Annotated in this window: 17 protein-coding genes, 1 tRNA gene and 1 pseudogene; 13 read left to right on the forward strand and 6 right to left on the reverse strand. The window is 64.6% G+C overall.

Annotation, left to right across the window (positions count from 1 at the left end):
* The 3 genes and pseudogenes from ASE39_RS09390 to gudD all read left to right on the forward strand — a co-directional run.
* Positions 1-206: pseudogene (locus tag ASE39_RS09390) on the forward strand (5-dehydro-4-deoxyglucarate dehydratase); the annotation flags it as partial.
* Positions 207-301: 95 nt separating this feature from the next.
* Positions 302-1,276 (forward strand): tripartite tricarboxylate transporter substrate binding protein, encoded by a 975-nt coding sequence (locus ASE39_RS09395; RefSeq protein WP_057270980.1) that lies wholly within the window; start codon positions 302-304, stop codon positions 1,274-1,276.
* A 45-nt stretch (positions 1,277-1,321) separates the two neighbouring features.
* Positions 1,322-2,674 carry a glucarate dehydratase gene (gene gudD / locus ASE39_RS09400; RefSeq protein ID WP_057270981.1) on the forward strand — a complete coding sequence of 451 codons (1,353 nt, stop codon included), beginning with the start codon at positions 1,322-1,324 and terminating at the stop codon, positions 2,672-2,674.
* 102 nt (positions 2,675-2,776) lie between these two features.
* Here the strand turns inward: gudD and ASE39_RS09405 are convergent, their stop codons facing one another.
* Positions 2,777-4,315 carry an ATP-binding protein gene (locus tag ASE39_RS09405; protein WP_082606731.1) on the reverse strand — a complete coding sequence of 513 codons (1,539 nt, stop codon included), beginning with the start codon at positions 4,313-4,315 and terminating at the stop codon, positions 2,777-2,779.
* A gap of 19 nt (positions 4,316-4,334) precedes the next feature.
* Positions 4,335-5,066: a two-component system response regulator OmpR gene (ompR, locus tag ASE39_RS09410; RefSeq protein WP_010460834.1), complete on the reverse strand. Its 732-nt coding sequence runs from the start codon at positions 5,064-5,066 to the stop codon at positions 4,335-4,337.
* Positions 5,067-5,283: 217 nt separating this feature from the next.
* Between ompR and ASE39_RS09415 the strand changes: the two genes are divergently transcribed.
* Positions 5,284-5,997: an SIMPL domain-containing protein gene (locus ASE39_RS09415; protein ID WP_029413684.1), complete on the forward strand. Its 714-nt coding sequence runs from the start codon at positions 5,284-5,286 to the stop codon at positions 5,995-5,997.
* A gap of 163 nt (positions 5,998-6,160) precedes the next feature.
* Here ASE39_RS09415 and ASE39_RS09420 read toward each other — a convergent pair whose 3' ends face one another.
* Positions 6,161-6,943, reverse strand: coding sequence for a 3-hydroxybutyrate dehydrogenase (locus ASE39_RS09420; protein WP_010460836.1), 783 nt, complete (start codon positions 6,941-6,943; stop codon positions 6,161-6,163).
* Positions 6,944-7,060: 117 nt separating this feature from the next.
* Here ASE39_RS09420 and ASE39_RS09425 point away from each other — a divergent pair, with 117 nt between their 5' ends.
* The 6 genes from ASE39_RS09425 (at position 7,061) to rimO (ending at position 13,792) form a co-directional block, all read left to right on the forward strand.
* On the forward strand, positions 7,061-8,032 hold the full coding sequence (locus tag ASE39_RS09425; protein WP_057270982.1) for an alpha/beta hydrolase: 972 nt from the start codon (positions 7,061-7,063) through the stop codon (positions 8,030-8,032).
* The gene (locus ASE39_RS09430; protein ID WP_057270983.1) at positions 8,029-10,242 is read left to right on the forward strand and encodes a bifunctional (p)ppGpp synthetase/guanosine-3',5'-bis(diphosphate) 3'-pyrophosphohydrolase; all 2,214 of its coding nucleotides are present in this window, start codon (positions 8,029-8,031) and stop codon (positions 10,240-10,242) included. The genes ASE39_RS09425 and ASE39_RS09430 overlap by 4 nt, the downstream gene beginning before the upstream one ends.
* A 112-nt stretch (positions 10,243-10,354) precedes the next feature.
* Positions 10,355-10,431, forward strand: a tRNA-Val gene (locus ASE39_RS09435).
* A 642-nt stretch (positions 10,432-11,073) separates the two neighbouring features.
* Positions 11,074-11,226 (forward strand): hypothetical protein, encoded by a 153-nt coding sequence (locus ASE39_RS26770; RefSeq protein ID WP_158004135.1) that lies wholly within the window; start codon positions 11,074-11,076, stop codon positions 11,224-11,226.
* Between the two features lie 434 nt (positions 11,227-11,660).
* Positions 11,661-12,221, forward strand: coding sequence for a polyhydroxyalkanoate synthesis repressor PhaR (phaR, locus tag ASE39_RS09440; protein WP_010460875.1), 561 nt, complete (start codon positions 11,661-11,663; stop codon positions 12,219-12,221).
* A 179-nt stretch (positions 12,222-12,400) separates the two neighbouring features.
* Positions 12,401-13,792 (forward strand): 30S ribosomal protein S12 methylthiotransferase RimO, encoded by a 1,392-nt coding sequence (rimO, locus tag ASE39_RS09445; protein WP_057270984.1) that lies wholly within the window; start codon positions 12,401-12,403, stop codon positions 13,790-13,792.
* A 129-nt stretch (positions 13,793-13,921) separates the two neighbouring features.
* Here the strand turns inward: rimO and efp are convergent, their stop codons facing one another.
* The 3 genes from efp to ASE39_RS09460 all read right to left on the reverse strand — a co-directional run bounded on the left by efp (position 13,922) and on the right by ASE39_RS09460 (position 16,686).
* Positions 13,922-14,476, reverse strand: coding sequence for an elongation factor P (gene efp / locus ASE39_RS09450; RefSeq protein ID WP_057223504.1), 555 nt, complete (start codon positions 14,474-14,476; stop codon positions 13,922-13,924).
* 153 nt (positions 14,477-14,629) lie between these two features.
* Positions 14,630-15,784, reverse strand: coding sequence for an elongation factor P maturation arginine rhamnosyltransferase EarP (gene earP, locus ASE39_RS09455; RefSeq protein ID WP_057270985.1), 1,155 nt, complete (start codon positions 15,782-15,784; stop codon positions 14,630-14,632).
* Entirely contained in the window at positions 15,781-16,686 is a 906-nt protein-coding gene (locus ASE39_RS09460; protein WP_057270986.1) for a LysR family transcriptional regulator, read from the reverse strand. Before ASE39_RS09460 ends, earP begins: the two co-directional genes overlap by 4 nt.
* Positions 16,687-16,822: 136 nt before the next feature.
* Between ASE39_RS09460 and ASE39_RS09465 the strand changes: the two genes are divergently transcribed.
* From ASE39_RS09465 to ASE39_RS09475, 3 genes are read left to right on the forward strand one after another with little or no spacing between them, the layout of a single operon-like run.
* Positions 16,823-18,028: a CoA transferase gene (locus tag ASE39_RS09465; RefSeq protein ID WP_057270987.1), complete on the forward strand. Its 1,206-nt coding sequence runs from the start codon at positions 16,823-16,825 to the stop codon at positions 18,026-18,028.
* Positions 18,025-19,005 carry a hydroxymethylglutaryl-CoA lyase gene (locus ASE39_RS09470; RefSeq protein ID WP_057270988.1) on the forward strand — a complete coding sequence of 327 codons (981 nt, stop codon included), beginning with the start codon at positions 18,025-18,027 and terminating at the stop codon, positions 19,003-19,005. The genes ASE39_RS09465 and ASE39_RS09470 overlap by 4 nt, the downstream gene beginning before the upstream one ends.
* Positions 19,006-19,051: 46 nt before the next feature.
* Positions 19,052-20,032, forward strand: a complete 981-nt coding sequence (locus tag ASE39_RS09475; RefSeq protein ID WP_057270989.1) for a tripartite tricarboxylate transporter substrate binding protein — start codon at positions 19,052-19,054, stop codon at positions 20,030-20,032.
* Positions 20,033-20,075: the final 43 nt, after the last annotated feature.

Consider the following 20,075-nt stretch of genomic DNA (forward strand, 5'->3'; position numbering starts at 1 on the left):
CCACGCAGCACAAGTTGCTCAAGGAGTTCTTCATGCCTTACCTGGCGATTCGCAACCGGGTGGAAGGCTACGGCGTGAGCATCATCAAGGCGGGCGCCAGGATCGTGGGCCATGACGGCGGCCCGGTGCGGGCTCCGCTCACGGATCTCAAGCCTGGTGAGATGGAAGAGCTTGCCGCGTTGATCAAAAAGCTTGGGCCGCAGTAAGGACTACTCCCTCTCTGTCTGCCCCACGCACCTCTTTGAACAAGGCCCCACAAGAGGGCCATCGAACACCCCCATCACCTCCGGAGACATCCGCCATGTTCCTCAAGAAACAACTGCTGCTGGTTGCCAGCGCCTGCACCCTGGCCTTTGCCGCAACGGCGCAGACCATCCCCTGGCCCGAGAAGCCCGTGACCATCGTCGTGCCGTTCCCGGCCGGTGGTTCCACCGACATGGTGGCCCGGGCCATGGCGCAGCACATGGGGGACAAGCTGGGCCAGAACTTCGTGGTGGACAACCGCCCCGGTGCCACAGGCACGCTGGGCGCGGGCATGGTCAAGCGTGCGCAGGCCGATGGCTACACGTTGCTGGTGTCTTCGCTGGGTGCCTTCGTCGTGGCGCCGCACCTGCTCAAGAGCGTGCCGTACGACGCGCTCAAGGATTTCGACTACATCACCGTGCCCGTGCAGGCGCCCAATGTGCTGGTGGCCTCGCCGGCGCAAAAGGCACGCACCGTGAAGGAGGTGATCGCCCAGCTCAAGGCCAACCCCGGCAAGGTGAGCTTCGCCAGCTCGGGCAACGGCTCGTCGGACCACCTCTCGGCCGAAGTGTTCTGGCAGCAGAGCGGTACCGAGGGCCTGCACATCCCCTACAAGGGCGGTGCCCCGGCCATCAACGACCTGCTGGGCGGGCAGGTGGAGTTTTCGTTTCAGAACGTGAACGCGGTGCTCGCGCACATCCGGGCCGGCAAGCTGCATGCGATTGCCGTCACCGGCGACAAGCGCAGCCCCGTGCTGCCCGATGTTCCCACTCTGGCCGAGGCCGGCGTGGCCGGTGCCGAGGTCTACTCGTGGCAGGGCATGGCCGCGCCCAAGGGCCTGCCGCCTGCGCTCAAGAAGAAGCTGTCGGACGCCGCCGTCGCCGCCATGAACGACCCTGCGGTGAAGAAGCGCATGCTCGACCAGGGCCTGGAGATCGTGGCCAGCACGCCCGAAGCCTTCACCGCCTACCAGGCGCGCGAGTTCGCCCGCTGGAAGACGGTCATCGAAACCCGCAAGATCACTGCCGACTGATTTCTCCATGAGGCGCCTTCGCCTTCCAACCTGATTCTCGACACCATGAACGCCTCTTCTACACCGTTGGTCACCAGCACCCCCGTCGTCACCGAGCTGCGCGTGGTGCCCGTGGCGGGCCACGACAGCATGCTCATGAACCTGAGCGGCGCGCACGGCCCCTTCTTCACGCGCAACCTGATCATCCTGCGCGACAGCGCGGGCAACACCGGGGTGGGCGAGGTGCCTGGCGGCGAGAAGATCCGCCAGACCATCGAGGACGCGCGCCCGCTGATCGTGGGCCGGCCCATCGGCCACCACAACGCCGTGCTCAACGCCATGCGCGCCCAGTTCGCCGACCGCGATGCGGGCGGGCGCGGCCTGCAGACCTTCGACCTGCGCATCACCATCCACGCCGTGACGGCGGTGGAGTCGGCCTTCCTCGACCTGCTGGGCCAGCACCTGAACGTGCCCGTGGCCGCGCTGTTGGGCGACGGTGTGCAGCGCGAGGCGGTGCAGATGCTGGGCTACCTGTTCTACGTGGGCGACCGCGCAAAGACCGACCTGGCCTACCGCACCGAGCCCGGTGCCGACAACGACTGGTTTCGCCTGCGCAACGAGAAGGCCATGTCGGCCGACGGCATCGTGCGCCTGGCCGAAGCCGCGTACGAGCGCTATGGCTTTGCCGACTTCAAGCTCAAGGGCGGCGTGCTGCGTGGCGAGGAAGAGGTCGAGGCCATCCGCGCGCTGCACGAGCGCTTCCCGGAGGCGCGCGTGACGCTGGACCCCAACGGCGGCTGGCTGCTGAAAGATGCGGTGCGCATCACGCGCGACCTGCACGGCGTGATGGCCTATGCCGAAGACCCCTGCGGCGCCGAAGGCGTGTTCTCGGGCCGCGAGGTGATGGCCGAGTTCCGCCGTGCCACGGGCCTGCCCACCGCCACCAACATGGTGGCCACCGACTGGCGCGAAATGGCGCACAGCCTGGCCCTGCAGTCGGTGGACATCCCGCTGGCCGACCCGCACTTCTGGACCATGGCTGGCTCGGTGCGCGTGGCGCAGATGTGCCAGGCCTTCGGCCTGACCTGGGGCTCGCATTCCAACAACCATTTCGACGTCTCGCTGGCCATGTTCACCCACGTCGGCGCCGCCGCCCCCGGCCGCGTGACGGCGATCGACACGCACTGGATCTGGCAGGACGGTGAGCGCCTGACCAAGGAGCCGTTCCAGATCAAGGACGGCTTCATCCAGCTGCCCAAGAAGCCCGGCCTGGGCGTGGAGCTGGACATGGACGAGGTCGATCGGGCCCACCGCCTGTACCTGGAGCACGGGCTGGGCGCACGCGACGATGCGGTCGCCATGCAGTACCTGATCCCTGGATGGAAGTTCAACAACAAGGCGCCTTGCATGGTGCGGTGAACTTCGCGGTTTAGCCGTGCGGATGGGGAACGACCCCACCAAATCAAAAAGCCCCGACGGACGGGGCTTTTTGCTGGGTGGTGGTTCGCGGCAGCTGAGCGCTCAGGCTGTCCGGTCTTCGGCCCGGCGTCGGGGCAACTGGCGTTTGATGGAGGGCCGCTGCAGTCTCTGCTTGGGGTCCGCGCCATCGGGCAAGTCGGTGGCGCGCTGCAGTTGCAGGTGGGCCACCAGGCCGCCCGTGCTGGAGTTGGCCAGCGCAAAGATGCCGCCCATGCGCTGCACGGTCTTGTCCACGATGGAAAGCCCCAGCCCCGCGCCTGCCGCTGCGGTGCGAGCAGAGTCACCGCGAAAGAAGGGCTTGGTGAGATTCGACAATTGCTCCGGCGGCACGCCGGGGCCATGGTCGCGCAGCTTGATCAGCACCCAGTTCTCGCGGCCTTTGGCGGCAATGTCCACGTTGGTGATACCCGTGTCCTCGGCCTTGCCGTAGCGCCGCGCGTTCTCAAGCAGGTTGGAGATGACGCGGGCCAGTTCCACTTCGTCGGCCAGCACATTGAGGTCTTCGGGCACGGACATCGTGATCTGCAGTTCCCGATGGTCTTGCACGGCATAGACGCAAGACGACACCACGGCATGCAGGTTGACGGGTGTCAGCGTGACGTGGTCGGGCCGTGCGTAGTCGAGGAACTTGTCGATCGTGGCATCAAGCTGAACGATGTCGGCCACCATGTGCTCGCGCGCCACTTCATCGGTCACGCTCATCTCGGTTTCCAGCCGCAGGCGGGCAAGCGGCGTGCGCAGGTCGTGCGAAATGCCAGCCAGCATCACGGCACGGTCTTGCTCCAGCTTGGCCAGTTTTTGTGCCATGCGGTTGAAGCCGATATTCACTTCTCGGATTTCGCTGGTCACCACTTCTTCGTCGAGGTGACTGGCTGCAAAGTCGCCGTCCTTGACGCGGTTGGCGGCGTAAGAGAGTTGCTTGAGCGGCCGGTTGATCAGCCGTGCAATGGCCGCAGCGCCAGCCAATGACAGCGCCCCCGCCGTGATCAGCCAGATCAGCCAGGTGCGGCCGCCCGCCGGGCTGAAGCGTGAACGGTCCATCAGCAGCCAGTTGGGGTCGCCATTGATGTTGAAGCCGACCCACAGGCCGGTTTCTCCATTCACGTTTTGCGCCACGATGGTGTCGGGCCCCAGGCGTTGCGTGAGTTCGTCGGTCAGGCGGTTGCCCAGGGCCGTGCCCTCCAGCAGCTCGAACTTGTCGCGTGGTTCACGCGGCAGGATGCGCACGCCTTCCTGGTCGGCCATGGTCTTGATGAGCGACACGCGGGCAATGGCGTCGGAATGCACCAGCGCCGCGCGGCTCAGGTTCACCAGTGATGCGATCTGCTGCGCGGTGTGGAGGGTGCGCGGTTCGAACTCCAGCGCCCGCAAAGTTTGCAGCCACGCCAGAATGCTCCCCACCAGCAGCAGTGCCAGCAGGAAGAAAGTGCGCCAGAAGAGATTGAGGCCCACACGCGCCCGCTGCTCCCGAGCCTGTCTCAAGGACTCCAGAGGGGCGGGGCTGGTGGCGTCGGGGGAAGCGGTCACGGACTGCCGGAACGATGATGATCTCGACCTCGGATTGCCGTCGGAATTGTGCATACAGACAAGGAGAGGGGGGTCAGCTGGTTCCGTCCGGCACGAACACGTAGCCCACTCCCCACACGGTCTGGATGTAGCGCGGTGCGGCTGCATCCACTTCCACCAGCTTGCGCAGGCGCGAGACCTGCACGTCCAGGCTGCGGTCAAACGGTTCGAACTCGCGGCCACGGGCCAGCAGGGCCAGCTTTTCGCGCGACAGGGGCTGGCGCGGGTGGCGTACCAGCGCCTTGAGCATGGCAAATTCGCCGGTGGTCAGGGGCAACTCTTCGCCATTGCGCTGCAGTGCGCGGGTGCCCAGGTCGAAGGTAAAGGGGCCAAAGGTCACGACCTCGTTGTCGCCCGACGGTGCGCCAGGCGCTTCCTGCGCGGGGCGGCGGCGCAGCACAGCGTGGATGCGCGCGAGCAGTTCGCGGGGGTTGAACGGCTTGCCCAGGTAGTCGTCGGCACCCACTTCCAGGCCCACGATGCGGTCCACGTCCTCGCCCTTGGCGGTGAGCATGATGATGGGCGTCCGGTCATTGGCGGCACGCAGGCGGCGGCAAATGGACAGGCCGTCTTCGCCCGGCATCATCAGGTCGAGCACGATGATGTCCACGGTCTCGCGCAGCAGCAGGCGGTTGAGCGCCTTGCCGTCTTCGGCGACCATGACTTCAAAGCCTTCCTGCGTGAGGTAGCGGCGCAGCAGATCACGGATTCGTGCATCGTCGTCCACCACCAGAACTTTGTCGGTGCGATTGGTTGTTGTGGCCATCTTGATCCCAAGTCCAATTTGTAACAGAGCCGATTCTGACCACTTGGAACGCCGAAGTTCGGGTTTTGGGGGTGGGTTTGACCAACTGTTACAAGTTTTGCCCAGCTTCGCACGCGCGGTGGAGGGGCTTCATCGCAGTGGGCGGGCAGTGCGGTTAAGGTGGTGCCCCGCATGGCCCGGCCCCGGACCGTGCACCGATATCAAGGACACCTTTGTGATGAAAATTACTACTAAATTGATAGCTGTCAGCGCATTGATTGCATGCGCTGGAGCTTCTTTTGCACAAAATTCACCAACCACCGAACTGCGCAACATCGTTCAGTTGTCGGCCACGGGCACGGTGGAAGTGCAGCAGGACCTGCTGGTGCTCAATCTGGCTACCAGCAAGGAAGCCGCCGACGCTGCCACGGTGCAGGCACAACTCAAGCAGGCGCTGGACGCGGCCCTGGCCGAAGCCAAGCGCAACGCCCAGCCGGGCCAGCTGGATGTGCGTACCGGCCCGTTCGGGCTGTACCCGCGCTATGGCAAGGACGGGAAGATCAACGGCTGGCAGGGCCGTGCCGAGCTGGTGCTGGAAGGCCGCGACTTTGCGCGCATCACGGCCACGGCCGGCAAGATCCAGACCCTGGCCATCAGCAATGTGGCTTTCGGCCTGTCGCGCGAGGCCCGGGCCAAGGTGGAGGGCGAGGCCCAGACCCAGGCCATCGAGCAGTTCAAGGCCCGCGCTGCCGAGCTGGCCAAGGGTTTTGGTTTCAGCAACTACAGCCTGCGCGAGGTGGCGGTGAACAGCAACGAGATGGTGCCTGGCCCCCGTCCGCGCATGATGGCCATGGAGGCCAAGGCGGGCTCGTTCTCCGATTCCGCCGTGCCGGTCGAGGCGGGCAAGGCCCAGGTTATCGTGAACGTGTCGGGTTCTGTGCAGATGCGCTGATTCTTGAGAAAAATTGGCTACCAGCGCTTATTCAACAAGCGCTGGTAGCTATCAATTTTATAGTTCCCTGCAGCGCCTGAACTGGCACGTCCCCGCCCAGCAGGTGCCGCGCAAGGGCCGCCAAGCAGCGTATGCGGCGCAGCCGCTCAGGGGGTTGTTGCCTTCATTGCGCTGCCCAGCCGCCGTCCATGTTCCATGCCACGCCACGCACATTGTTGGCGGCGGGGGAGCAGAAGAACACGGCCAGTTCGCCCAGTTCTTCGGGCGTGGTGAACTGCATGGAGGGCTCCTTTTCGCCCAGCAGCAGCTTTTTGGCGTCTTCGTTCGACAGGCCGTGTTCGGCCGCCTTGGCATCCACCTGCTTTTGTACCAGGGGTGTCAGCACCCAGCCGGGGCAGATGGCGTTGCAGGTCACGCCGCTGGTGGCGTTCTCCAGCGCGGTGACCTTGGTCAGACCCACGATGCCGTGTTTGGCCGCCACGTACGCGGCCTTCTGTGCCGAGCCCACCAGGCCGTGCACCGAAGCCAGGTTGATGATGCGGCCCCAGTCGGCGCTTTTCATGGCCGGCAGCGCCAGGCGCGAGGTGTGAAAGGCACTTGTGAGGTTGATCGCGATCACCGAGTCCCAGCGTTCCACGGGGAAGTCCTCCACATTGGCCACGTGCTGGATGCCTGCGTTGTTCACCAGAATGTCCACGCGCCCAAACTGCGCGGCGCTGTACTTCATCATGTCTTCGATGTCGGACACGCGGCTCATGTCCGCACCGTGGTAGGCCACTTTGGCACCAGCAGCTTCGCCAGCCGCCAACACCTCGGCGCGGGGGCCATCCACATCACCAAAGCCATTGAGCACGATGTTGGCGCCCTGGCGGGCCAGCGCCTTGGCGATGCCAAGGCCAATGCCGCTGGTGGAGCCGGTGACGAGTGCAGTTTTGCCTTTCAGCATGAGAGTCTCTCCGAATGAATTACGATGCAACGCAAGGAAAAGTCGGCTTGCATGGCCTGGCGATGCGAGCCGACTTTCACTTGCATTATCAAGCGCTGCCCCCCGGATTTCGCACCCATGATTGAACCTACGCTGAACTACGTACTGTGCCCTGGCCCCGGGGTGCCTGTGGTGTCTTCCGGTAACTCTTCCACATCCGAGGCTACACACCACCGCATGGCGTATTGGGAGTGGAATGCCACGGGCAACCCGGCGCATCCCCATGTGGTGGTCTGTGTGCATGGCCTCTCGCGCCAGGGGCGCGACTTCGACACCCTGGCGCGTGCGTTGAGCCAGCATGCCCGTGTGATCTGCCCCGACGTGGTCGGGCGCGGCCAGAGCGATTGGCTTGCCGACCCGATGGGTTACCAGATTCCCCAGTACGCCGCCGACATGCTGGCCCTGCTGGCCCAACTGCACCAGCAAGCGCCTATCACCACCCTCGACTGGGTGGGTACCAGCATGGGCGGGCTGATCGGCTTGGCCATCGTGGGGCAGCCAGGTTTGCCCTTGCCGGTGCCCATGCGCAGGCTGGTGCTCAACGACGTGGGTCCCGTCATCCAGTGGGAGGCCCTGCAGCGCATCGGCTTGTACCTGGGGCAACTGGCGCGGTTTGAATCGCTGCAGCAAGCGGCTGATGCCATGTGGGCTATCTCCAGCAGTTTTGGCCCCCACACGCCCGAGCAGTGGCTGGATTTGTCGCGCGCCATGGTGCGCGCAGTGCCGGAAGCTGCCGGTGGCGGCATCACGCTGCACTACGACCCCGCCATCGCTGTACCGTTCAAGACCTTGACGCAAGAGTCTGCTGTGGCGGGCGAGGCCATGCTGTGGCAGCTGTATGACCACATCACCGCGCGCACCCTGTTGCTGCGCGGTGCGCAGTCGGACCTGCTGTCGCGTGAAACCGCTTTGGCCATGGCGCAGCGTGGGCCCCGCGCGCAAGTGGTCGAATTTGAAGGTGTAGGGCATGCGCCCACGCTGGTGGCGGCCGATCAGGTGGCTGCGGTCACGGGCTTCCTGCTGACGGCGGAAGGTGCTGTGGCCGGATGAAAACCTACCCTCCCGCACAGGCGTCCCACACCCCTCAGGCCGACGCCGTCCCCCAGCTCATTGCCGCCACCGCGCACACGCTGCCCGAGCAGGTGAACGCGCTGTCGCGTGCGCGAGCCTTTGCTGAACCCCTGATGGCCGGCGAAACGCTGGATTCCGGCGAAAACACGCTGGCCCACGCTGATGCCGTGGCTGCCATCCTCAAGGGCATTGGCGGCTCGGAGGCCATGCAGGCCGCCAGCTATCTGGTGCATGCATGCATCCACCTGAACAAGCCCGAAGAGGTGATTGCCAAGGCCTTCGGCGCAAATTTTGCAGCACTGGCGGTAGAGACCACCAAGCTCATGCGCGTGCAGCAGCAGGCCCGCACCGCCGAGCACTTGGAAGACCCTGCTGTGCAGACCGAGAACGTGCGCAAGATGCTGCTCGCTTTCTCGCGCGACCTGCGTGTGGTGATGCTGCGCCTGGCCTCGCGCCTGCAGACGCTGCGCTTTCATGCGGCGAGCAAACGCCCGGTATCGCCCAGCCTGGCGCGCGAGTCGCTGCAGGTGTTTGCGCCGCTGGCCAACCGCCTGGGCATCTGGCAGGTCAAGTGGGAACTTGAAGACTTGTCCTTCCGTTTCCTGGAGCCCGACACCTACAAGGAAGTGGCTCGCCTGCTGGATGAAAAGCGCGGCGAGCGCGAGGTGTACATGGAGCAGCTGCGCGCCCGGCTCGAAGCCGACCTGCGCGCGCGCAGCATCAGCGCCAGCGTGCAGGGGCGCCCCAAACACATCTACAGCATCGTCAAGAAGATGCGCGGCAAGTCGCTCAACTTCGACCAGGTGTTCGACATCCGTGCGCTGCGCGTGGTGGTGCCCACAGTGAAGGACTGCTACGCCGCCCTGAGCTGGGTGCACGAGCAGTTCAAGCCCATCGTGGAAGAGTTTGACGACTACATCGCCAAGCCCAAGCCCAACGGCTACCAGTCGCTGCACACCATCGTGCGCGACGACCACGGCAAACCCATCGAGATCCAGATCCGCACCCAGGCCATGCACGACCATGCCGAACATGGCGTTGCGGCGCACTGGGCCTACAAGGAGGCGGGCAGCAAGGGCTATGCAGGGGTTTCGGCCACGGGCGAATACGACGCCAAGATTGCGGTGCTGCGCCAGTTGCTGGCCTGGGAGCGCGATCTCTCGGGCGCCTTGCCCAACCGGGGCCTGTTTGAAGACCGCATCTATGTGTTGACCCCAGACGCCGCCGTGGTGGAGTTGCCCCAGGGCGCTACACCGGTGGACTTTGCCTATGCCGTGCATACCAGTGTGGGGCACCGCTGCCGGGGTGCCCGGGTGGACGGCGCGATGGTGCCGCTCAACACACCGCTGCAAAACGGGCAGACGGTGGAGATTTCCACCGTCAAGGAAGGCCGCCCTTCGCGCGACTGGCTCAATGCCGAGCTGGGCTACCTCACCAGCAACCGCGCCAAGGCCAAGGTGCGCGCCTGGTTCAACGCCCAGGCCACCCATGAAACCGTGGCCCGTGGCCGCGAGGCGGTCGAAAAGCTGTTGCAGCGCGAGGGCAAGACCTCCGTCAAACTGGATGACCTGGCGGTGCAGCTGGGCTTCAAGTCCGCCGATGCTTTGTTTGAAGTGGTGGGCAAGGACGAGTTCTCGCTGCGCAACATCGAAACGGTGCTGCGCCCGCCCGAGCCGGTCCTGCAACCCGACGACTACCTGCTGCTCAAGAAGACACGCACCAACGATGCCGCCCCCAAGGGCGGGGTGCTGGTGGTGGGCATCGATTCGCTGATGACCCAGCTGGCCAAGTGCTGCAAACCCGCTCCCCCTGATCTGATCCGTGGGTTTGTCACGCGTGGCAAGGGCGTGAGCGTGCACCGGGCCGACTGCAGCAACTTTCGGGAAATGGCGGCACGCAGCGGCGAGCGCGTCATCGAGGTGGAGTGGGGCGCCTCCAAGTCGGCGGCGGTTGCGGCCGTGTACCCCGTGGACGTCGCTGTAGAAGCCGCCGACCGCCAGGGCCTGCTGCGCGACATCTCCGAAGTGTTTGCGCGCGAGAAGACCAATGTGATCGGCGTGCAGACCCAGTCGGTGAAAGGCACGGCGTGGATGACCTTCACTGTGGAAGTGGCTGACTCGGGCCGCCTGAACAAGGTGCTGGGCATCGTGGCTGGCGTGTCTGGAGTGCGCTCCGCGCGCAGGCGCTGAATTTCTGCTTCAGGGGGATGGGCAGCGCGCCGCCGGCAGTCTTTGCCATGTAGTGTTCTATTTTGAATGGAGCCTCGATTTTTATGGCTATAATCGAAAGCTAAACAACGACAGGCGCGTAGCTCAGCTGGTTAGAGCACCACCTTGACATGGTGGGGGTCGTTGGTTCGAGTCCAATCGCGCCTACCAAATTCTCTCGCTTGAGATCAACCAGTCTCAAAGCATGCGGGAAATTGATGAAGACAACCGGCCCTGAGCCGGTTTTCTTTTTTGTGACTCAGCATAGCCTCTGCCTTCGCTTCTCCTGCCCTTCAACTATTGCCTGAAACAGGCTGCGTAACGCTGAGCTTGGAAGAGGCAGCGGCATGTGCTCGTTGGTGTGCATCCAGGCAGGAGCCCGCCGAGGGAGGTTGGCGGAAAGTGTCTTAGTTTGGCAAACATCCAGTGTTTCGTTCCGGATGCTGTCGGTCTATCAAGCCGCACTCGTTGGGTCCCGGCCCCAGGCGGGTTTGATCTTGAGCGCTGATGGTGCCTTGTGCACCAATTTCGCGGGTGTGACCACTGTCGGCTCAGTCACGCGTTCGCCAGCAATCTTGCCATCACCCTTCGAGCCCCAAAAGACGCAGGGGTCATCGTTGCTCGTTTTCCTGCCTACGAGCATCGTTTTCTTTCCTGACCCCGAAAGTGCCGGTGCTTGCTTGTGTCCCTGGGGTAGGCGAAAGGACCAGGCAGAGAAGTGCCCCGGTGGAAGTAGATAGATTGGTTTTTGTCTGACACGAAGAGATTCAGGGCCGCGTTAACTTGGGGGCTTCAAAGAGAAGGGACGCCATCATGAAAACTTCAGCCAGTTCTTCGAGAGTCCAGCAAGGTTTTGTCGACACCGATCCTGAACTCGGCATGTACGACATTCGGGTCTTCTGGCTTGCTGCGGTGGCCTCCACCATGGCAGTGCTGGTGGTGGCGTATTTCAAGATGGGGTACTGAGTGAGCGAGCGCGGGCGGGTCAGTTGCCTCGCAAGGGTGGCATGAAGCGCAGCTCTATTGGGCGCTTGCATTGCTCACCTTGGATGGGACTAGGCCTGACGAGTGTGTGGATCTTTAGGGCGTGGGCAGAGTGGGCGGAATGGGCCGGTGGAAGCTGGCGCATTTGCAGGGCTCGTGGCCTGTCGAACGCAAATAACGCCGAAGCTCTCCTTGTTGGCGCTTGAGCGCCAGGGGTAGTTACTGCACTGAACAGGCGTTTTTTCCTTGGTGACGCCGCCGAGCAGTCATGAAAATCCTCAAGTCGACACGCGCTGCCGCAACGCCGCGCGAAAAGCTGCTGTCGCGGCCGCGACAGCGGCTTCTAGTCCACGATCAGGGTATTCCTTTGCCGCTGCCGTGGCGCACTCTCCCTAGAATGTGCTGCACTGCAATACATGGGTTCTGAGCCCGAGGAGTTCGTTGTGTCCGAACAGAAAAGCGCTGCATCCAAGTCGGTCCAGCGTGTCATCAAGAAGTACCCCAATCGCCGTCTGTATGACACAGACACCTCCACCTACATCACCTTGGCTGAAGTGCGCCAGCTTGTCATGGCCAACCAGCAGGTGGTGGTGCGCGACGCCAAGACAGGGGAAGACCTCACACGCAGCATCTTGCTGCAGATCATTCTGGAAGAAGAGGCCGGTGGCGCGCCGATGTTTACCGAGGCGGTTTTGGCCAACATCATCCGTTTTTATGGCCATGCCATGCAGGGCTTCATGGGCGCCTATCTCGAGAAGAACGTGCAGGCCTTCACCGACGTGCAGGCCAAGCTGGCCGAGCAATCACAAAGCGTGACGCCGGAGATGTGGGCGCAGTTCATGAACCTGCAGTCGCCCATGCTCAAGGGCATGATGGGCAACTATGTGGAGCAGTCGCAGTCCATGCTCACGCAAATGCAGGAGCAGATGCAAAAGCAGACGGAGCAGATGTTGGGTGCTTTTGGCTTAAAAAGGTAACCACAGGGTCGCTTCGCGGCTTCTCCTCCCAAAGGGGGCGCCGTCCGTGCGGCGGGGCGGCCCTTGCATGGCGACACTGGCTTTGATCGTGCTCTTTTCTGGGTCTGCAAGGCGCGGTAATCACTGCGGTGAAGGGGCAAACCCACGGTTCAACGCCGGAACTGGGACAATACGGGGATATGAGCGAAGTACTGTCCCCCACGAAAACACCCAAAGTCGGATTTGTCAGCCTGGGCTGCCCCAAGGCGCTGACCGATTCCGAACTGATCCTCACGCAACTGAGCGCCGAGGGTTACGAAACCTCCAAGACGTTCCACGGTGCAGACCTGGTCATCGTCAACACCTGCGGTTTCATTGACGACGCCGTCAAGGAAAGCCTGGACACGATTGGCGAGGCGCTGGCCGAGAACGGCCGGGTCATCGTCACTGGCTGCCTGGGTGCACGCACCGGTGAAGACGGTGGCAACATGGTGCGCAAGATGCACCCCAGCGTGCTGGCTGTGACCGGTCCGCATGCCACGCAGGAGGTGATGGATGCTGTCCACCTGAACCTGCCCAAGCCCCATGATCCGTTTGTGGATCTGGTGCCCGGCGGCTTTGGCATTGCGGGCATCAAGCTCACGCCCAAGCACTACGCCTACCTCAAGATCAGCGAGGGCTGCAACCACCGCTGCACCTTCTGCATCATCCCGTCGATGCGCGGCGACCTCGTGTCGCGCCCCATCGGCGACGTGCTCAGCGAGGCCAAGGCCTTGTTCGAAGGCGGCGTGAAGGAGCTGCTGGTGATCAGCCAGGACACGTCTGCCTACGGTGTGGACGTGAAGTACCGCACCGGCTTCTGGGACGGCAAGCCCGTGAAGACGCGCATGCTGGAGCTGGTGCAGACCCTGGGCGAGATTGCCGAGCCCTACGGCGCCTGGGTACGCCTGCACTACGTGTACCCCTACCCGAGCGTGGACGACGTGCTGCCCCTGATGGCCACGGGCCGCGTGTTGCCCTACCTGGATGTGCCGCTGCAGCACAGCCACCCCGACGTGTTGAAGCGCATGAAGCGCCCCGCCAGTGGCGAGCGCAACCTGGAACGCATCCAGCGCTGGCGCGAGGTCTGCCCGGAGCTGGTCATCCGCAGCACCTTCATCGCCGGCTTCCCCGGCGAGACGGAAGAAGAATTCCAACACCTGCTGGACTTCGTGCGCGAGGCGCAGATCGACCGCGCGGGCTGCTTTGCCTACAGCGACGTGAACGGCGCCGCCGCCAACGAGCTGCCCGGCATGCTGCCCATGGAAGTGCGCGAGGAGCGCCGCGCCCGCTTCATGGCCGTGGCCGAGGAAGTCTCCATCGCCCGCCTGCAGCGCCGCGTGGGCGCCACCATGCAGGTGCTGGTCGATTCCGCCCCAGGCCTGGGCCGCAAGGGGGGCGTGGGCCGCACTTATGCCGATGCGCCCGAGATCGACGGGACCGTGCAGCTGCTGCCGCCTGAGAAGATCAGCAAGACGATGAAGGTGGGCGAGTTCACCAAGGCCCGCATCGTGGGCGTGCGGGGGCACGATCTGGTGGCGCAACCCATCTGATTGCTGCGTAATTGATAGCTGCAGGCGCTTTATGAATAAGCGCTGGCGGCCAAAATCAATAAAAAAGGCTTCCCTCGGGAAGCCTTTTTTGTGGGCGTTCTCCCGACAGGGAGAACTGCACAGGGGGAATTACACGCGCTTGCGGTATTCGCCGGTGCGGGTGTCGATTTCGATCTTGTCGCCTTGGCTGACGAACAGGGGCACAGGCACTTCGAAGCCGGTGGCGATCTTGGCGGGCTTGAGCACCTTGCCGGACGTGTCACCCTTGACGGCAGGTTCCGTCCAGGTGATTTCGCGCTCGACGCTGGTGGGCAGTTCGACCGAGATGGCCTTGCCGTCATAGAACACCACTTCCAGAGACATGCCGTCTTCCAGGTAGTTCAGTGCGTCGCCCATGTTCTCGGCTTCGACTTCGTACTGGTTGAACTCGGTGTCCATGCAGACATACATGGGGTCGGCGAAATAGGAGTAAGTGCACTCCTTCTTGTCCAGGATCACGTTGTCGATCTTGTCGTCGGCCTTGAACACGTTTTCCGTGCCGAAGTTGCCGATCAGGCTCTTGAGCTTCATGCGCACGGTGGCGGCACCGCGGCCGCCGCGGGCGTATTCGGTCTTCAGGACGACCATGGGGTCCTTGCCGTGCATGATGACGTTGCCGGCGCGGATTTCTTGAGCGATTTTCATAGCATGTTGCTTGGGTTGGGGCCGCTCAACGCACGGGCCGGCAAACTGGCGGATGGATCTGCTGGTTTGCCCTGCCGATGCATGTTCCGCGGCGGGAATGCGCGGGGTGGGGGCACTGACATGCCGTACCTGTTTTGCGCAAAGCCTCGGATTTTACCGTTTTTCGGCGACAAAGCCCAAAAGTTGTGCGACGAGGTTGTCCTGCGTCAGCAGGCGCGCGCGGGCAGCCTGAATGCATGCCGTCCACTCGGCCAGGGTGTCGTCGTCGGGCCATTGCAGCGGCGCGGTGTCCAGCCCGTTCCAGGTGGCGTGGAATTGCCGAAGGGACGCGGGGGCCTGCAGCCAGTCCAGAAACGCCCAGAGCTTATCGTGGTGCGCGTTGTCGTGCTGCGGGTAGATCTGCCAGACCAGCGCCTGCCCGGCCCAGAGCGCACGCACCAGCGAGTCTTCTCCACGCACGGCATTGAAGTCGCAGGCCCACAACATCTCGTCAAACGCGGGCTGGGGGCGGGGGGGGAGGTATGAAATCAATAGCTGCTCGCGCCCGCCAGATAAGCGCTGGCGGCCAATTTGGCTCATATTTTGGACGCCGTGCTCCGCCAGCGCTGCCCGCACGGCGGCCGTGGGGCGGCCCGGTGTCACCAGCAACTGCGTGGGCTGTGCCTGGCAGTGCCACAACAGCTCCGGCAGGGCGGCGGGTTCGTAGCAGAACAGCGAAACCCAGCGCTGCTCTGGGCCACCATCGCCCAGCCCGAACGCCGACGCGTGCTTTGCGCGCCAGGTGCCGCGGTCAAACGCCTCGCGCCGCGCCATCAGGTCGCGCTCGCGCAGCAAGCCGCCCGTGGCGGGCGTGAAGCCCGGGTAGAAGAACCAGCGTGTCCAGCCTGCGCCGGGGCCGGACGAGAGCAGCGAGGACAGCTTGTGATGGCGCTCCACGTAGCTTTCGGCCGACAGGTATTCCAGGTTGATCCAGACAGGTTTTCGGTCTTCTTGGCCTTTGGCGCTTGATTGGTAAGCGCTATAAGCTATGAAATCAGGAGCAATATCGCAACCGAAGGCCTCCACCATCACATCGGGCGAGGCCTCATCGGGGCCGGGCGGTGGCGAACCCCAGGCGCGCAGCTCCACACCCGGGCAGCCTGTGGGCGCCATCCACTGCAGGGCCGAGGCATCGTCAACCCACAGGCGCACGCGGTGACCCCGTGCGGCCAGCTGCGCCACCAGGCGCCAGCACACGCCGATGTCGCCAAAGTTGTCGATCACGCGGCAGAACACATCCCACTGCAGGGGGGCGGAAGACTGGGTCATGGGGCGGGGATGGATGGCGGGGGGCTGCGCAGGTGATCGACCAGCAGCCGGGCGACGCTGGAGAGCGCCTCTTCCGAGCGCACGCACAGCGCCAGCCGCCGGTGCGCCCAGGGCTCGTTCAGCGTGAGGGTGCGCACGGCCAGCTTGCCCTGGTACAGCGCGGCGCTGCCGCGCGGCATCACGCCCACGCCCAGGCCGGCGTTGACCATGAGGCACAGCGCGTCGTAGCTGGTCACCTGGATGCGCAGGCGCAGGGGCAGCCCCGCCGCGGAGGCCGCCCGGGCCAACTGGTTGTTGATGGCGCTGTTGGGGTGGGCACCCACGAAGTCGAACGGGAGGGCATCGGCCAGCCGCACCGCCTTGCGCCGTGCCAGCGCGTGGCCGGTGGGCACCACCAGCACCAGCTCGTCGGTGCGGTAGGGCAGCAGCGTCACGCGTTCGCCGTAGTTGCCTTCATTGAGGATGCCCACGTCGGCCGCGTTCTCGGCCACTGAATGGGCTATTGATGTGCTGATCTGCTCCTGCAGACGCACGTCCACCTGCGGGTGTTGCGCCAGAAAGCTCTGCAGCTCGGCCGGCAGAAACTGCGTAATGGCCGAGATGTTGGCCACCACGCGCACATGGCCGCGCACGCCGGTGCCGTATTCGCGCATCTGCGTGGCGATGCCGTCCAGGTCGTTGAGCACGCCACGCGCCAGGTTCAGCAACGCAAAGGCGGCGGCGGTAGGCTCGGTGCCTTTGTTGCTGCGGGTGAACAGCGCCACCTGCAGCGCGTCTTCCAGGTCGGCCAGGCGGCGGCTCACGGCCGAGGCGGCCAGGTGCTCGCGCGCGGCAGCGGCAGCGATGGTGTTTTCTTCCATCACGGCCACAAACAGGCGCAGGGAGACGGGGTCGAGTTTCATGGATCGTGGATGTTACCCCCGCCATGCCGGTTTGCGATGGCAGCTTCGTGCTTGAGCGATTTACGGCGCCGCGCGTGCTGCGCATGATTCGCACCGAACCGCCTCTGTGCGAGGCCTGCAGGAGACACACATTTCCATGGATTCCATTGCTTCCCCCGCCGCACTGCAAGGCGTGCGTGTCATCGAAATGGGCCAGCTCATCGCCGGGCCGTTCTGCGGCAAGACGCTGGGCGAGTTTGGCGCCGACGTGATCAAGATCGAGGCCCCGGAGACGGGGGACCCGCTGCGCAACTGGCGCCTCATCAAGGAAGGCACCTCCGTCTGGTGGCAGGTGCAGTCGCGCAACAAGCGCTCGGTGGCGCTGGACCTGCGGCAAAAGGAGGGGCAGGACATCGCTCGCCAGCTGATTGCAGAAGCCGATGTGCTGGTCGAGAACTTTCGCCCCGGCACGCTGGAAGGCTGGGGCATGTCGCCCGAGGAGCTGCACCAACTCAACCCCGGCCTCGTGATGCTGCGCATCTCTGGCTACGGCCAGACGGGGCCCTACCGCGACCTGCCGGGTTTTGGTGCCATCGGCGAAGCCATGGGCGGCCTGCGCCACCTGACGGGCGAGCCCGGCCGCGTGCCGGTGCGCGTCGGTGTCTCGATTGGCGACACGCTGGCGGCGCTGCACGGCACCATCGGCGTGCTCACGGCGCTGTACCACCGCAAGGTCAACGGCGGCCATGGCCAGGTGATTGACGTGGCGCTGCACGAGGCGGTGTTCAACGTGATGGAAAGCCTGATCCCCGAATACAGCGCATTTGGTGCCGTGCGCGAGGCCGCAGGCAGCGCGCTGCCGGGCATTGCACCGAGCAACGCCTACCCCTGCGCGGATGGCTGGGTGCTGGTGGCGGGCAATGGCGACAGCATTTTCAAGCGGCTGATGGACGCGATTGGCCGGCCCGACCTGGGCACTGCGCCGGACCTGGCCAACAACACCGGCCGCGTGGCCCGCGTGGAAGAGATCGATACCGCCATCGGCGCCTGGAGCGCACAGCGCACCGTGCAGCAGGTGCTGGATGCATTGGGCGCCGCCCGCGTGCCTGCAGGCAAGGTCTACACCGCTAAAGACATTGCGGAAGACCCGCACTACCGCGCCCGCGACATGCTGCTGACCCAGCAGACACGCGACGGCTACAGCGTGGAAGTGCCCGGCATCGTGCCCAAGCTCTCGGCCACGCCGGGCAGCATCCGCAGCAGCGCGCCGCACCTGGGCGACGACACCGATGCGGTGCTGGCCGAGGCAGGCCTCACGGCCGCACAGATCGCGCTGTTGCGCAGCAAGGGGGTGATTCAATGAGTGCATCCAGCACCGTATGGCAGGGCGCAAACCGCCGCATCCACATGCAGGAGGTGGGGCTGCGCGACGGTCTGCAGATGGAAAAGGCCTTTGTGCCCACGGCCGACAAGATCGCGCTGTGCAATGCGCTGTCGGCAGCGGGCCTGTCCAAGATTGAGGTGACTTCGTTCACTTCGCCCACCGCGATTCCAGCGCTGAAAGATGCCGAGGTCGTGATGCGCGAGATCACGCGCCGCCCTGGCACGGTCTACACCGCGCTGGTGCCCAACCTGCGCGGTGCAGAGCGCGCCATCGAGTCGCGCACGGACGAGTTGAACCTGGTGATGTCGGTCAGCGCCACCCACAACCTGGCCAACCTGCGCATGACGCAGGCGCAGTCATTCGCGGCGCTGGCGCAAGTGGTGGCCCTGGCGCAGGGCGCCAACGTGGCGGTGAATGTGTCGCTGTCCTGCGTGTTCGGCTGCCCCATGGAGGGCGATGTGCCCGAAGCCGACGTGTTCGGCTGGGTGCAGCGTTTTGTGGATCGAGGCGTGCGCAGCATCACGCTGTGCGACACCACGGGCATGGCCTACCCCACGCAGGTGCACCAGCTCACGGCGGCCGCCCGCGCGCGCTGGCCGGGGGTGGAGTTCACTCTGCATTTCCACAACACGCGCGGCATGGGGCTGGCCAATGTGCTGGCGGCCATTGACGCAGGCGCAGACCGGTTCGATGCCTCGCTGGGCGGCCTGGGCGGCTGCCCCTATGCACCCGGTGCCAGCGGCAATGTGTGCAGCGAAGAGATCGTGCATGCGCTGGCGCTGATGGGCTATGACACCGGGGTGGATCTGGCGCAACTGGTGGCGGCGGCGCAGCAACTGCCTGTGTTGATCGGCCACGACATTCCCAGCCAGATTGCCAAGGCGGGCCCGCGCCTGGCGCTGCACCCGGTGCCTGCGGATTTCGAAGCCATTCGCGAAAGGGCGCTTGCCCGCTGAATGCGGGCGAGCCTGCATTCATACATAACACCAGGAGACAAAAGCCATGACATTTCAAACGACGCTGTCCCGCCGCATCTTTACCGCCGCCGTGCTGTGCTCCGCTGCTTTGGCTGCGGGCGCGCAGGACAAATACCCCTCCAAGCCCATCACCGTGGTGGTGCCCCAGGCCGCTGGTGGCGCCAACGACGCCATTGCGCGTGTGGTGGCGCAAAAACTCAGCGAGCAGCTGGGCCAGAGCGTGATCGTGGACAACCGCCCTGGCGCGGGCGGCACGCTGGCCACCGGCGCCACGGCCCGTGCGCGCAGCGATGGCTACACGCTGCTGCTCACGGCCGACAGCGCCCATGTGATTGGCCCTGCGCTGTACAAGAACCCGGGGTTCGATCCGGTCAAGGACTTCGCACCCGTGGCGCCCGTGGCCACGGCGGGCTATGTGCTGGTGGCCCATCCATCCTTCCCGGCCAACACCGTGGCCGAAATGGTGGCGTTGGCCAAGGCCAGCCCCGGCAAATATTCGATTGCCTCGGCGGGCAACGGCACGCTGAACCACCTGATTGGCGAGATGCTGCAGAAGGCGGCGGGCATCCAGCTGCAGCACATTCCGTACAAGGGTTCCGCCGCAGCCGCCACCGATGTGGTGGGCGGGCAAGTGCCGCTGTCGGTGCAAAGCCTGCCGTCGGCCATTGCGTTCATCAAGGCAGGCAAGCTCAAGGTGCTGGGTGTGGTCAATGAAAAGCGTGTGGCCGCGCTGCCCGACGCGCCCACGATTGGCGAGACTATCAAGGGCTTTGGCCAGGCGCCCTGGTATGCGCTGTTTGCCCCGGCTGGCACGCCCGCGCCCATCGTGGCGCAGTTGCAGGCCGAGGTGGCGCGCGCGTTGGAGCACAAGGACGTGGTGGACAAGCTGGCCACCGTGGGCTGCGAGCCCTTCAAGGGTACGGCGGCGCAGCTGGCGGCGCTGGTGCAGTCCGACCTGCCCAAGTGGAGCCGTGTGGTCAAGGACACGGGCGCGACGGTAGATTGAGCGGTGCACGACTGTCGAACCCTGCTGCCTTTTTGATACTCAG

The sequence above is a fragment of the Acidovorax sp. Root267 genome, from assembly GCF_001429215.1.
GTDB lineage: Bacteria > Pseudomonadota > Gammaproteobacteria > Burkholderiales > Burkholderiaceae_C > Acidovorax > Acidovorax radicis.

Bases quoted from the DNA above. Each gene is read 5' to 3' on its own strand.
- ASE39_RS09395 (WP_057270980.1), top strand. From the start codon at position 302: ATGTTCCTCAAGAAACAACTGCTGCTGGTTGCCAGCGCCTGCACCCTG.
- gudD (WP_057270981.1), top strand. From the start codon at position 1,322: ATGAACGCCTCTTCTACACCGTTGGTCACCAGCACCCCCGTCGTCACC.
- ASE39_RS09405 (WP_082606731.1), bottom strand. From the start codon at position 4,315: ATGCACAATTCCGACGGCAATCCGAGGTCGAGATCATCATCGTTCCGG.
- ompR (WP_010460834.1), bottom strand. From the start codon at position 5,066: ATGGCCACAACAACCAATCGCACCGACAAAGTTCTGGTGGTGGACGAC.
- ASE39_RS09415 (WP_029413684.1), top strand. From the start codon at position 5,284: ATGAAAATTACTACTAAATTGATAGCTGTCAGCGCATTGATTGCATGC.
- ASE39_RS09420 (WP_010460836.1), bottom strand. From the start codon at position 6,943: ATGCTGAAAGGCAAAACTGCACTCGTCACCGGCTCCACCAGCGGCATT.
- ASE39_RS09425 (WP_057270982.1), top strand. From the start codon at position 7,061: ATGATTGAACCTACGCTGAACTACGTACTGTGCCCTGGCCCCGGGGTG.
- ASE39_RS09430 (WP_057270983.1), top strand. From the start codon at position 8,029: ATGAAAACCTACCCTCCCGCACAGGCGTCCCACACCCCTCAGGCCGAC.
- ASE39_RS26770 (WP_158004135.1), top strand. From the start codon at position 11,074: ATGAAAACTTCAGCCAGTTCTTCGAGAGTCCAGCAAGGTTTTGTCGAC.
- phaR (WP_010460875.1), top strand. From the start codon at position 11,661: ATGGGTTCTGAGCCCGAGGAGTTCGTTGTGTCCGAACAGAAAAGCGCT.
- rimO (WP_057270984.1), top strand. From the start codon at position 12,401: ATGAGCGAAGTACTGTCCCCCACGAAAACACCCAAAGTCGGATTTGTC.
- efp (WP_057223504.1), bottom strand. From the start codon at position 14,476: ATGAAAATCGCTCAAGAAATCCGCGCCGGCAACGTCATCATGCACGGC.
- earP (WP_057270985.1), bottom strand. From the start codon at position 15,784: ATGACCCAGTCTTCCGCCCCCCTGCAGTGGGATGTGTTCTGCCGCGTG.
- ASE39_RS09460 (WP_057270986.1), bottom strand. From the start codon at position 16,686: ATGAAACTCGACCCCGTCTCCCTGCGCCTGTTTGTGGCCGTGATGGAA.
- ASE39_RS09465 (WP_057270987.1), top strand. From the start codon at position 16,823: ATGGATTCCATTGCTTCCCCCGCCGCACTGCAAGGCGTGCGTGTCATC.
- ASE39_RS09470 (WP_057270988.1), top strand. From the start codon at position 18,025: ATGAGTGCATCCAGCACCGTATGGCAGGGCGCAAACCGCCGCATCCAC.
- ASE39_RS09475 (WP_057270989.1), top strand. From the start codon at position 19,052: ATGACATTTCAAACGACGCTGTCCCGCCGCATCTTTACCGCCGCCGTG.